This is a genomic window from Lactococcus sp. S47 (genome assembly GCF_016517475.1).
GTDB classification, from domain to species: domain Bacteria; phylum Bacillota; class Bacilli; order Lactobacillales; family Streptococcaceae; genus Lactococcus; species Lactococcus lactis.
Genome location: NZ_JACVUB010000006.1, coordinates 1 through 14,268, shown reverse-complemented (window position 1 = coordinate 14,268; position 14,268 = coordinate 1). Strand labels below are relative to the sequence as shown.

The 14,268-nt window shown below is 32.3% G+C and carries 10 protein-coding genes; all 10 read left to right on the top strand.

Features of this window, described 5'->3' with window-relative positions:
- Positions 1 to 37 precede the first annotated feature (37 nt).
- Positions 38 to 2,395: an accessory Sec system translocase SecA2 gene (secA2, locus tag IAE52_RS07265; protein WP_109990752.1), complete on the top strand. Its 2,358-nt coding sequence runs from the start codon at positions 38 to 40 to the stop codon at positions 2,393 to 2,395.
- A gap of 50 nt (positions 2,396 to 2,445) precedes the next feature.
- Positions 2,446 to 3,654 (top strand): accessory Sec system protein translocase subunit SecY2, encoded by a 1,209-nt coding sequence (locus tag IAE52_RS07260; RefSeq protein ID WP_200136743.1) that lies wholly within the window; start codon positions 2,446 to 2,448, stop codon positions 3,652 to 3,654.
- A gap of 19 nt (positions 3,655 to 3,673) precedes the next feature.
- Positions 3,674 to 5,227 carry an accessory Sec system glycosyltransferase Asp1 gene (asp1, locus tag IAE52_RS07255; protein WP_033900289.1) on the top strand — a complete coding sequence of 518 codons (1,554 nt, stop codon included), beginning with the start codon at positions 3,674 to 3,676 and terminating at the stop codon, positions 5,225 to 5,227.
- Complete coding sequence (asp2, locus tag IAE52_RS07250) at positions 5,217 to 6,806, top strand: accessory Sec system protein Asp2 (protein WP_187398242.1); 1,590 nt, start codon at positions 5,217 to 5,219, stop codon at positions 6,804 to 6,806. Before asp1 ends, asp2 begins: the two co-directional genes overlap by 11 nt.
- 33 nt (positions 6,807 to 6,839) lie before the next feature.
- Entirely contained in the window at positions 6,840 to 7,724 is an 885-nt protein-coding gene (asp3, locus tag IAE52_RS07245; protein ID WP_033900286.1) for an accessory Sec system protein Asp3, read from the top strand.
- Positions 7,725 to 7,762: 38 nt separating this feature from the next.
- The gene (locus IAE52_RS07240; protein ID WP_033900284.1) at positions 7,763 to 9,205 is read left to right on the top strand and encodes a glycosyltransferase; all 1,443 of its coding nucleotides are present in this window, start codon (positions 7,763 to 7,765) and stop codon (positions 9,203 to 9,205) included.
- The gene (locus tag IAE52_RS07235; RefSeq protein WP_033900282.1) at positions 9,195 to 10,070 is read left to right on the top strand and encodes a hypothetical protein; all 876 of its coding nucleotides are present in this window, start codon (positions 9,195 to 9,197) and stop codon (positions 10,068 to 10,070) included. The genes IAE52_RS07240 and IAE52_RS07235 overlap by 11 nt, the downstream gene beginning before the upstream one ends.
- Positions 10,060 to 10,311: a hypothetical protein gene (locus IAE52_RS07230; RefSeq protein WP_033900280.1), complete on the top strand. Its 252-nt coding sequence runs from the start codon at positions 10,060 to 10,062 to the stop codon at positions 10,309 to 10,311. Before IAE52_RS07235 ends, IAE52_RS07230 begins: the two co-directional genes overlap by 11 nt.
- A gap of 49 nt (positions 10,312 to 10,360) precedes the next feature.
- A complete protein-coding gene (locus IAE52_RS07225) occupies positions 10,361 to 11,368 on the top strand; it encodes a sugar transferase (protein WP_033900278.1) in 1,008 nt (335 codons plus the stop codon).
- Between the two features lie 197 nt (positions 11,369 to 11,565).
- Positions 11,566 to 14,268 (top strand): KxYKxGKxW signal peptide domain-containing protein (locus IAE52_RS07220; protein WP_200136742.1); only part of this gene is annotated, 2,703 nt, incomplete at its 3' end.

The window sequence follows — 14,268 nt, the reverse complement described above, 5'->3', positions numbered from 1 at the left end:
ATGGTACAAGAATTATTTAAAATAGACTGAGTAGAATATGAAAAAAAAGAAGTTAAAAAAATTTTTAAACGTAATAAAAAGTAATCTTATTGAATATCAACAATTATCTGATGATGATTTAAAAAAGCAGACTACGCTTTTTAAACAAAGAATTCATTCTGGAGAAACATTGGAGGATCTTTTACCAGAAGCTTATGCTGTGATGATAGAAGCCAATAAGAGGATATTGGGCTTGGAATTATATGATGTTCAAATTTTAGGAGCTATTGTCCTTTTTTATGGAAATGTTGCAGAAATGAAAACAGGAGAAGGAAAAACATTAACAGCTACCTTACCAATGTATTTAAGAGGATTACAGGGGACAGGTAATTTTTTAATTACAACTAATGAGTATCTTGCGTGGAGAGATGCTGAAGAGGTGGGTATAGTTTATAGATGGCTAGGGCTTTCTGTAGCAGTAGGTGTAAAAAAGTATGAGTTTGATAAAGAGATTGATAAAAAAGTGGTGTATTCTTCAGATATTGTATACACCACGCACAGTGCTTTAGGCTTTGATTATCTGCTGGATAATCTATCGGTGGAAAAAGAAAAACAATATATTTCAAAATTTAATTTTGTAATTATTGATGAGCTAGATTCTATCCTATTAGATATGGCACAGACTCCTTTAATTATTTCTGGGGCTCCCAAGGTTCAGTCTAATCTACATATTATCACAGATGTGTTTATAAAAAGTTTAGCTTTTGATATAGACTACGAGATAAGTGAAGATAAGAAGAGTGTTTGGTTTTTGGAAGAAGGAATAAGGAAAGCACAAGATTATTTTGGAATAACTGAAATTTTGGGAGAAAGTTTCAAAGAACTTTACAGGCACTTAGTTTTGTCACTAAAAGCAAATTATATTTTTAAAAATAAAAGAGACTATGTTATTGAACAAGGAGAAATCCTATTACTTGATGAAATGAATGGAAGAAAGCTTGTTGGTACAAAGTTACAAGGAGGATTACATCAAGCATTAGAAGCCAAAGAAGGGGTAGAAATCACAGATGAAACAAAATCAATGGGCAGTATTACCTATCAAAATCTATTTAAAATGTTTAAAATCCTCTCTGGTATGACTGGAACTGCAAAAACGGATGCGGAAGAAATAAGAGAAACGTATGGAATAGACGTAATAAGTTTACCTACTCATAAACCAATTATAAGAGTAGATCACAGTGACAGGATATATTTTACACATAAAGAAAAGATGTTAGAATCTCTAATTTTTGTGAAAAAAATGATTAAAACCGAACGACCAATTCTTATTGCTACAGGGTCAGTTTCGAAATCTAATCTTTACTCAAAATTACTACTCAGTAATAGAATTCCACATAGTGTCTTAAATGCATCAACAGTAACAAAAGAAAAGCGAATTATTCATGAAGCTGGAAAGAAAGGTGCTGTAACTGTAGCAACTGCAATGGCGGGACGTGGTACTGATATAAAGTTAGATAACTATAGTAAAAAAAACGGCGGTTTAGTTGTTATTGGGACTGAAAATATGACGAGTAAGCGTATTGATAATCAGCTTAGAGGAAGAGCAGGAAGACAAGGTCAGGCTGGGGATAGTTATTTTTATTCGTCTCTTGAAGATAAGATTATTGTAGAAAACGCACCGGATTGGGTTAGAAAGTATAGAAAAAAGAACAAATTAAGTTCTCATATATCAGGTGCACCAGGAGTTTTAACTAAAAATAAATTTGAAAGCTTGGTTGAGAAGTCACAAAAAAATAGAAATAATCAAGAGGTTAATATTAGAAAGGATACATTAGATTACGATGATATAGTTAGTGTGTTGAGAGAAAGAATTTATTCTGCAAGAAATCAAGTGATGGAATCAGATCCGGCTTTTCTTACTGGAATTATAGAACAAAGTTTTGAACAATCAGTTCGTAATTTTGTTTCTAATAAGAAAAACTTATCGGAATATAAAATAATAGATTTTTTGTATAACAACATAGACTATTCGTTTGATCTTTCAGAATTAAGAAGTTTAGAGAACAGGTCGAAAAAATCAGTTTCCAGTTTTTTAAATGAAAAAATCAACTTTAAAATGAATGAATTGCAGCAAGATTTGTCTAATACTTTTCAGTTAAATTATTATCAGAGAGTTATTATCTTAAGATCAATCGATTTGTTATGGATTGATTTATCGGATGCTTTAGTCCAACTAAAGTCAGTTGTAAAAAATAGGAATTGGGCTCAACATCAGCCTTTATATGAATTCCAAAAAGAGGCTAATCGATATTTCACAGAAACTTTGGATAAGCTTTGGTTAGACATTACCAGAAATACTTTACTTTCTGAATTATTTGTTAATTCAGATGGATCTATAGACGTTGAATTTCCTTGATAAAAGGAATATAAAACGTATTGAATAATAAATGAAGATGTAGGAAAAAAATGAAAGAATATTATGGTGTTATAAAGCGATGTTTATGGACGATCACATTTGTATCCATTGTCCAATTTGGAGGGTTACTCCAACTTCCTTCAGTAATTTCAAGTGGAGAAAGTGAAGGAATTCTGAGAATTTTCTCTGCAATTACTGCTGGGAATACCACAAAACTCACGCTATTCTCTTTGGGATTGGGGCCTTATATGATGGCTTTAATCTTATGGAGTACACTAACAATGTTAGACATTGATTCGATTAATAATTTATCAAAGAAGCAAGCAGGATTTATACAAAGAATATTAACCTTTATATTTTGTATGCTTCAAGCAATTACAACAATTGCACATTTCAAAACGAGCATATCCTATGAAAAATTCGGAAGATTGACAGAAAATAAAGTTAATTTGTCATTGGTACTACTCTTAATAACAGGAGGGATGATAGTTTCGTATATTGCTGATATCAACATGAAAAAAGGTGTAGGAAAGCAAATGGTCCTTATCTTACCCGGATTATTAGCTAATATTCCAGCGATGTTATTTTCTGGTCAAACTAATAAAGGATTTTTCATAACTCCTCTAGGAATGGGAATTTTGATACCCGTAACGCTTCTATTTCTTTTTGCTTCTGTATTTTTATATAAGGGAGAGCGTAGAATCAATGTTCAACAAACTGCTATTGATGTATCATTTCAAAATTCATATATTCCAATAAAGGTTTTATCTGCTGGCGCATTACCTTTCATGTTTGGAGTTACCTTGTTCTCAATTCCTCAACTTTTTACTCTAGTTCCTTCATTGAAAAATACAACTTTTTTATACATTATTACTCAAATGTTCTCTTATACAACTGTTATTGGAATAATTACTTATGGGGTTGTAATTGTTTTGCTTGGGTATGGTTTTAGTCATGTCAATATACGTGTTTTTGATATTGCAAAATCTTTAAGAAACTCTGGAGATTACATTTTAGGTGTAACTCCAGGACGAGCAACAGAGAGATTTTTAAGAAAAATCCTTAATCGAATGATCGTTATTGGAAACACTTACATGCTAGTTGTGTCGCTGGTCCCGATGTTTATTGGGTTGAAATTTCCAGAGATTACAAATTTGGCCTTTTACTTTGGGAGTATTTTTATGGTTATCATTATTGTTGATAATTTGAACGAAGACATTAAATTTATGATTGCAAAGAGGCATTATAAAATATTTTGATAGATAGAAGGAAGAAATAATGTTGTATTTGGTACCAAATTGGAGTGAGAACATAGAGTGGGACGAGGATCGACTTTTCACGTTATCAAAATTTTTTATAGACCAAAATTTTGACCATCAAGTTTTATTAACTAATATATTTCCTTTTTTGCGTTACGAGCTAAATAAAGAAGGCTATGAATATACTAAAGTGTTAAGATTATTTGATTTTATACAAAATATTAAGGTAGAGACAGGTCATCCTATTACACTAGAAGATATTGATGTTCCCCAAGAGGTTGATAAGATTTTTACGCCTACATCAACGATTTTGTACGCTAAAGGTTATATTATTGGAAAGGTTTTGTATAATCAATTCGGATTTCCAGCATTAACAAGATATTATCTAGAAAATGGGGATGTATGTGAAGAAGTCTATGATGATAGAGGGTTTGTTACATATAAACGTTATATCAATAATAATAATCAAATTTATCAAGTCGATTATTTTAATGAACTTGGAAAACATACACTAACTCATAATGAGCAAGGAGTTACAGTAGAAAAAGAGGGGAGTATTTTTTTAAAGAATAAAAAGTATAATTCCATTGAAAACATAGTAAATGAAGTTGTAAAAAGTTTTATTGAAAAAAAATTTAAAGACGTACCAGAACAGTCTATCTCTTTATTAACAACCACGGATAAATTAATTTTAGAGCAATTCCAAGGGATTAATAGTAATGTTAGAACATTTCACTTACTTACAAGTGAAAAAATAGATTATAAAGAGATTCAAAATAAGAAAATTATTACGGATAGCCAAAATTTAATGAAGGATAGTGAAAAAAATTATTTTCATGTTCCAATATTTTACCCTGAACTTGATCTTGGTGATAGCGATTCGGAGTCACTGATGAAAATATTTTGTAAAATTTCTAATGCCATAGATGATAAAACTTTACAATTACTTGTTCAAAGAGTAATAGAAGATGATCAGGTTGGCCTAATACTTGAAATAAATAATCCAGAACGTCTGAAAAGAGTTAAATTTTTACAAACACTATTAATTGAAGAATATTTTGGGATTGATTTAAATTCTTCAGATTACCAAAAAGTTCATAGTTATATTGTTGCTCAGAAAATGAAAAAGCTATTTAAAAAAGACATTGATTCCGTAAAAGAAATACAAAAAACTGCAAAATGGACAAGTTACGTCAGAGCAGTAAATGCAAATTTGCGAATTCAATACGTCAACCATTTAGAGAATGAGGAACTGAGAGCTTTGATTAAAAATAGCAGAATCTATTTGGATTTTGATGAAAATTATAGTATATTACGCCATTCAATTGCGGTAAGTAGTGGAATTCCTATTTTATCAATTCATGAGAGTGAATTAATAAGTGAAGGAAAGAATGGTTTTTTATTAGAACTTGAAACAATCAATGATAAATTAATAAGTTATGTCGACTATTTTATCTGCGAATTAAGAAAATGGAATGAAGCTTTGGTTGAGAGCATTGATATTATCGAACAATATAATTCTGAAACTATAATGATGAAATGGAGAGAAATATTCCAATCGTATGAAAAATGAAATTATTCAATTTGGTGGAACAAAATTAAATTTTCCTAAAGAGGTACTTGATAAATACAACTATAACATATTAGCAGGAAATTATAATTTTATTTCAGATGTAGAGAATTTAGAAATTTTTATTGAAAATAAATTCAACAAGAAAAAATCGCGTAATATCTATATCTTTGGAAAAGATGCCACTCTTCTTTTCAATTTCCCAAAACTTTTAGAACAATTCCCAGCCTACCAAATTCTCTTTGATTCTAATAGTTCTCTTCCAGAAATCCAAAAAAACATTTTAAAATCAAAATTTGGTAAACCTGTTAATTTGGATAATGGAAAAGAACTTAAAAAGATTATTGAATTCGTTATGCAATCATCAATAAAGCAATATGGGTATAAGTTAGATATGTCCTACGTTGAGATAAGAGAACAATTTAGGGATAAAACAGTAAAGAAAGGGAATAGTCATTTTGAAATTTTAGGAGATTTTGGACAAAAAATGAATCAGATAGTTAGTTGGAAAATGCACCCTTTTGGTATTGAGGGTAATACAACCCTAACTTTTACCCCTGAAATTAAAGTTGTTTCTGGGAATGTGGTCTTAGAATTTCAAGTTTTTCTAATTGATCAAGCTACTAATAGCATTATAGAAGTTATAAAGGGTAGTCCAGAAGAGTTTATGAATCAAAAAAAGCTTATTATCAATTCTACTGATACTAATAAATTAGTGAGTGTCTCCCTCTGCGCTTCAGGAGGAGAGGGAAAACTGGAGATTGGACAGATTCATTTTAGAAGTTACGTTTCAGAAGAGAGTATCATGATTCAAAATGGGAAGCGAATCATTGATTATCAGAGGCGAAACGAGGAACTACTCTATTATTTTCATCCTGGCGATTTAAAACCCCCTTTGTCAGTATATTTTTCTGGATATAGGTCTGCCGAAGGATTCGAAGGAAGAGGCATGATGTCTCGAATGGGAAGTCCGTTCATTCTGATAGCTGATCCTCGATTGGAAGGAGGCAACTTTTATATTGGGAGTGTTGAATTAGAAGAAGGAATCATAGATATTATTAATGAAAAGCTGAAATGGTTAGGCTTTACAAATCGGGAACTTATTTTGTCAGGTCTATCTATGGGGACTTTTGCCGCACTTTATTACTCAGCAGATTTAGAACCAGCAGCAGTGATTGTGGGTAAACCTTTAACAAATATAGGATTAATTGCTGAAAATGAAAGAATTAACCGACCAGAAATATGGGGCACTTCTCTGGATATGATAATGCACTTTGGAAATGCCTCTAATCATAATGTAGCTAACCAGCTGAATGATAAATTTTGGACTAAGTTTAAAAATGGGAAATACCAAAATACGACTTTTGCTATAGCATATATGAAAAATGATGATTATGATGGGGAAGCTTTTTATCAGATAGCAACTTATCTCCGTACTCTCTCTCCTCAACCTGTTCTACTATATAAAGGATTAATAGGAAGGCATAATGACAATAGCGTAGAGATTAATACATGGTTTATTAAACAATATCGGAATATCTTATGGGATAAATTTCTAAGAAGAATTGATTATCACTTATAAAGTATTCACTATGATTGGAATGAAGGTAAAATTTTGAAACAAATTTCAATAATAAAATGGGGAAATAGTTATTCGGGTACCTATTCATATGGATCGGAGATAATAATAGCAAAAGAAAATGTAAAGTTTTCCTCACCAATGATGCCTGTAGGAGCAAAGATTAAGACATGGAATTCTGCAGGTAATTATTCGAATGACCGAATTTCTCCTACTTTACCACTATTATTGGCCAATAGTACTTATAAAATTGAATTATATATTGAAAAAAATAATAAGAACAATGTCCAGACAATAATAGAATTTTATGATAAGTCAAATCAGAAAATTGGTATAGAGTATTTTGATGGTCTAAGTCTAGTATTTACGTATCCAGCAGAAGCAGTTAGCTATACAGTTAATTTAATCAATCACCAACACGAGTTAATAGTATTTAGTTTTATGACTATTTCTGAAATAGAGGAGTGGGAAACTGTAGAATTATCCAAAAATTATGAGGGAAATTTTTTTAGAATATTATCATCCTTAAGCGAGAAAGAAGAGATAGAAGTCATGATTAGTCCACTTGATAAAGTGACTACTATTTTAACTCCTAGACATAAATCAAGTGAGCTATGTCTCTTGATTAATGAGAAGGAAGAAACCTTTATATATTTGATTTTAGAACTTTTAGAAATTATCAGAAATCAAAAAAAAATGGTTATTATTTCATACGGAGAATATATTGCAAGTATTCCTGATTTCTACCAAAATTTATCAGATATTTTGAGAAAATTTTGCCCGAATGTAAAAATCATTAATTCCATTAGTGTAAAGGATGATAGTGATGAAACTTCTCTAAAACGTTTTAGAGAAGTTAGAAAATATAGCAATATAATACTGCAAATGTTGCAGAGGAAGGAACAAATTGATCAGATATAAAGAGAATATACCCCAAAATAATTAGGAGAAAATGAAGTATGAATTTTTTTATAAATAAAGCTATGGGAATTGGTAATTCAGGAGTTGAGCATGCTCAATTTTATAGAGCACAACTTTTTGATAATTTAGGTATTCCTTATAAATATATTTTTACAGAATTAGTTAAAGAACTAAAAGAAGCTATGGAGCATTGGGAAATATCTTCGGAAAAAGTAATTGATATTTGGGAGTTTTTCACCTTTGGACCAGAGGTAGCTAGGTCAGGATTAATAAGAAAAGCAGAGCGTCAAGATCAAATTATTAAGGATTTTTCTAATACTCACCGCATTGTTCATACGGTGACCTCTTCAGGATTATTGATTAAAGAGCACATTGAAAAGTCTCCGAATCCAAAGAATAATGAATTTTTATTAGTTTCTCGTTATAAAATTGAAATTTTTGATTTTTTAACCGGAGAGCGAAAAATAATGTTCAATGAATTTAAGCATCCTCGAAGGGGAAGAATATTAGAAAATATCCATATCTATGATTTTGAAGGGGAGCATTTATTTTTTAGAAATGAGATTTTATTTCAGCGTTATTTTTTTGAATGTCTCTCTAAAATTTTCCTGGATAAAAATACTTTTATTTTAGATCGAGGAGAAGAGCCGGAAGTAGCCCTTTTTAATCATCAATTTTTAAATCAAAATATTATAGAAGTAATTCATGCGGATCACTTAGGAGATAGGGCTGTGGCAAAAGATCCTTTATGGAATAATTATTATGAGTATCTTTTAACTCATATTGATCAAGCAGATAAAATAATTGTATCAACTGATTTACAAAGAGAAGATTTCATAAAAGATTTCCCAGGGGTGGAAGACAAATTTGTTACTATTCCTGTTGGGGGAATTCGAGACAAAAGAAAGTCATCGAGTGATTCATCAAATACAGAAAGACCTTTAAAATTTATGACTGCTTCCAGGTTAGCAAGTGAAAAGCATATTGATTTAGCAATTCGTGCATTTTCTGAGATTCATGGAGAGTACCCTGAAATAATTTTTGATATATATGGTCAAGGCGTAGAAGAAGCGAAACTCCAAAAAGTTATTAATGAGCTTGAAGCTAACGACTATATTCATCTTAAAGGACACTCTAATAATTTAGAAGACATTTATAAACAATATGACGCCTTCATATCCGCTTCATATTCAGAAGGATTTGGATTGACATATATTGAAGCTTTGAATGCTGGACTTCCTATTATAACGTTTAAAGCTCGTTTTGGAGCGCTTGAACTTATAACAGATGGAGTAAATGGCTACTTAAAAGATTTTAAGAGAGGGGATGAGAGCTTTAATGTTGCTCAGTTAAAGCAAGGGATTTATCAAATGATCAAAGGCAATTATGTGGAATTAAAACGAGATACGATTGAATCTGTAGAGAAATATCAAGATTCTGTTATCGGAAACAAATGGAAGCAGGTATTAGATGAATTATGAATTAGTCACACTTATTAGGAGAGGAAATCCCGAATGGGAAGGAATCGCTGAAAGATTACATTGTGAAGCTGAAAAATTAATAAGTGTTTTGCCTAGTCCAGAATTTTCAAAGTCTATAGAAGATTTAAAGATCGAAGGAATCAATCTTTTTGATTACTTAACCAGAAGAAGTTATGACTTATCACAGTCCCTATTTTTTAACAGAGCGCCAGTTCCAAGTTTTTCTGAAATTTTTATGAATGAAGATTACTCTATTTCAATCATTCATGAAGGTCAAGAGATTGGAATAATGGAATTATTTCAAAATACAAGACGACTTGTTAAAAATATACAATACCTTCATGAAAATGGAGAGAAGGACTATATTGAAGAATATGCCATTGATGGTAAGATTTTTAGTGAAATTTTTTATTTTAATAATCTTCCTCAAGAAATTCATTTTTATAATGACAAAAAAATCCCAGTAATTAGTTATTTCTTTTATGAAGGGAGATTGGAGTACGTCAGTTTGAATGATCAACGCACGGGAGAAGTAAAAGAAGGTTTCAAATCTCTAGATTCTTTTATCTCTGAGCAAGTAGCAAAAATAATCACTTCAATAGATCAGGTGAGAATTTCTTTCTTAGGCCTAGAATTAACTGCACTATCTAAAACTAATTCTCATAATATTCTTCGCCTAAATGAATCTCCTTTTGATGAAAATGGAGAAGTTAAAGGTAATTTATTAGCAATTCTTACAAATAAAATTGACTATATTCAAGAAGTTGAAGTGTCTTTGGAAACGAAGCAGTCATTAATTAAAAAAGGAGTACCTGTTTCAAAAGTCAAAGTTATAAGAGAAAGAAAAAAAGAATATGAAAGCTAAGAAAGCACAGGATCTAGTAAATTCTTCTTCAAGTATTAATAAGTCAAGAGACCATTTATCTACTCCTCATTTCAAAAAAAATAGTCAATTGGATGATGAGATAGAACAAATGTTTCAAGAGGAAAGTGATATGGTCATAAATGATGCAGAAGAAAAAGGCTACGGTAAATTTATTATTATCCTTATAGCCATTATGATGACTTTGGTTATTCTGTTATCTTTTATTTATAAAATTTTATAAGAATAAGACATCAAATATGATTAAAGTAATCTGATAAAGAGGAGAAATAATGCAAAGATGGGTAGTTAATATTATACAGGCCGAATCTAGGGATGCAGTTACTAAACCCAAAAGTGATATTACGAAAATAGCACAGCAGTTAGGATATGAAAAAATTAGTATCCGAATGCAAGATACACGAATAATGTCGGATGAAATTCTGGACGCATTACTAAATGGGGTATTATCTGAAATTGAAAATGGAGATGTTATTCTTTATCAATTCCCTACGCTATTGGGAGTTAGATTTGAGGAAACATTTATGGATAAGCTTAAAACTATTGGAGCTAAGGTAATTGTGCTTATGCATGATTCAGAGTGGTTAAGGGGTTTTTTCCCAAATGAAAACATCTTTTTAAACAATGCAGATGTGGTTATAGGTCATGGGGCAAAGATGAATGATGCGCTTAGAGAATATGGTGTGCAAACAAAAATAATTTGTAAAGAACTTTTTGACTATCTCCATACGGATACTTTGCCAATTAATAGTGAAATTGAGAAAAAAGTAACTATTGCTGGTAATTTAGATAAATCGATTTTTATAGAAAACTGGCCAATGAATATGCCAGAACTACATGCTTTTGGGCGTAAAACAAAGGAAATATTTGGTGTCAATGTAATATATCATGGTTCGTTTAGCTCTCAAGATTTACTAAAAAATATTTCAGGAGATTCTTTTGGTATTGCATGGGATGATAATCTTCCAGGAGGTGGGGACTATCAAGGGTATACAAGGTTTAATAGTCCTCATAAAGTTTCATTATATCTTAGTCTGGGGATGCCGGTAATTGTTTGGGAAGAAGCAGCCATTGCTCATTTTATTGATTCACATCATCTTGGATTTACGATAAGTGACCCTTATGAAATAAGGGAAAAGCTCGATAAAATGAGTGATAATCAACTACAACTGTTTAAGTCAAATGCTAGAAATATGGCTAATATTTTGAGAAATGGTGGATTCACACGAGATGCAGTAATTAAAGCAGAATCAATTATTTTCGGAGTTGATGGCCAGTAGACAGGGTGAACCGAAGTTATATTTCTTTTAAGGGGGCAAAATAATGGAAATTACAAATGTTACTTTTATTGGAGATGTAAAAGTTTGGGCACCTTTCTTTATGTTGCTTTTTGAATCGGTTAATAAAAGAGGCCCCTGAAAATTAGAATAATTTATTGCTAAGAATAAAAAATATATTTATAAATAGGAAAATAAGAATGAATTTAAAAAATAAAAATAAATCTCTAATAGTCTCGGAGCCAAAATTACGTTACCGGATGTATAAGAGTAAGAAACGTTGGATGTATGCAGCACTTTCCACTGTTAGTGTTTTAGGTGGTGGAACAGTGGCCGGAGTTGCGGTAGCTACTCAAACTGAGTCAGTATCAGCAAATACTTCAGGGGCGACGATTCCGGCGGCAAAGGCGCTCGCAACCACTGCGGGGAGTACAATAAATAAAGTCGCAACTGATCCGGATATTAATAGAGGAGATTTTGAGACAGGGCTTAATACTACCCCTTCATCACCCACATCAGTTACTGTTGCAACTCCAGATCAAGTTCTAAATGACGCAACTTATAAATCTACGGCGATTACAAATGGTACATATGCAAATGTAACAACATATGCACAATTACAAAGTGCTTGGGCAAATGCCAATATTACCTATATTGATATTACTGCTAATGTTACTTATCCTACTTCCGGTGGGACAGCTATGACTAACCGGGCAAATGGTGCAAGTGTTATTGTACAAGGAAATAACAATACGGTAGATCTTGGAACACAAAGTTTTGACTGGGCAAATATTACAACTTCAACCACTTTTACTTTGAGTAATATGGTAGCACAACAAGGGTTTGCTGCAAACGATGGGAACGGCTACTCACTTATTAGTCCTTCTGGTGCCACTCAGTTAACAGCAAATGTAAACAATCTGACACTGACAAAGAGCACTTTAAATGGAAATAACCCAATCCATTTAATGTATGGAGTTGGTTCAAAATTAGTTTTCTCTGGTACAAATACATTTAATATTTCAAATGAGGTAACGCGTTCGGTTGGTAGTATTAATTTTGCGAATAATTCGAGCGTGGTCCTAAATCGTACATCAAATGATATCCGATTTTCGGAGTTCTATTTTGAAACTGTTGCGTCATCTAGCAGTGTAGGTTACGGAAATACTATTACAATGGGAGATGGCTCTTCTAATACTGCTAATACTTACAATGGGCAGTCTGCTAACTATCCGGCCGCTTATTTGTACTTTAATGGAATTACAGCGGGTGATAATGTTCAATGGTCGCAAACAGGTTTCCAGTACTTTATTAATGGACAACAGGGAGCTGCAGCTACAGCAAAATATACTTTTGGACAAAATTTTAACCTCTCGATACCTAAATCAACTCAACCAGGGGCTATTCGAGTACAAGGGACTCAAAGCGTACTCTTTAATGCTGCTACAACGTTAGACATCAATCAGTGGGCTAATGGAGCAGTTATACAGACAAATAGTGCTGGTTCAAGTGTTACCTTTATTTCTCCTAAATCATTGCATATGGCTGTTGATACTGCTACAGGTACTCCAAGTACAGGGCCACTCGTAAGTGGGGCTGGGAAATTTACGATGAATAATTCCAGTATTAACACATGGCAAGGAACCAATGCTAGCCCAGCAACACCTGATGCAACAGGTACATTTGGTAATTTAACTGTTCAAAATGGAACAACTTCGGTTACTGGTGGTACTGCAACATCTAGTATTATTAATACTAGCACACGAGAGCTGCAAACTAATGCTCTACCTGTTGGAGATATAAAAATTAATTATGTCAATCAAAATGGAGATACTGTAGGTACTACGAGTGTTCCGTTAAGTGATGACTCAAATTATATCGGTCAAAACATTAGTCTAGTTAACACAACTTATGCGGTTGACAATATGCCTTCAGGTTATATGTGGGCTTTAGGAGGAAGTACTGATAATCAGATTTATTCAGGTGCACCTACAGGAACTAACGGGCAACCTGGAGGTGACCCAACAAGTTCTATAGATAACGGAGATCAGTACGGGCAAGCGAACTACGCCAATGTTCCTATGACGGGCGAAACTTACACATATAATATCTATGTTTATGGTCAATCAAACCCTAATATTTCATATACATATGTAGACGCTCAAACTGGATTAGCAGTTGCAACTGACTCAGGAAATGTTGGAAGCGAAATGGCAGGTACAACTAATGTCCCAGCTAATGTAGGAAACACGATTGATTGGAGCAGCAATCTTTATACTCAAACCAATGTACCAACTGGATATGTATACATTCAGCCCGGATCTGATATGCTTCCAACAAATACAAACCAACCTACAACTACTGTAGTCACAGATACAACATCAACAACAAATGTATCAATTTACGTTTATAGTCCTGAGGGAAGTACTTCTATGTCAACGAGTACTTCTACATCAACAAGTTCATCAATAAGTACTTCAACTTCACTGAGTACGAGTGTATCAATAAGTGACTCTTTAAATAGTAATACAACATCAGAAAGTATTAGCCAATCAATAAGCACTTCTATCTCATCAAGTAGTTCATTATCAGATTCAATCAGTGATTCCGATTCAATGAGCACTAGCATTAGTGATTCAAGCTCACTATCAGATTCCATTAGTGGTTCAACTTCAATTAGTGATTCAGACTCAATGAGTGAAAGCATCAGTGATTCAGGTTCATTATCAAATTCCATTAGTGATTCCGATTCAATGAGTAATAGCATTAGTGATTCAAGTTCATTATCAATTTCAATCAGTGATTCAGACTCAATGAGTGAAAGCATCAGTGATTCAAGTTCATTATCAATTTCAATCAGTGACTCAAACTCATTAAGTGATTCAGATTCATTGTCTACGTCA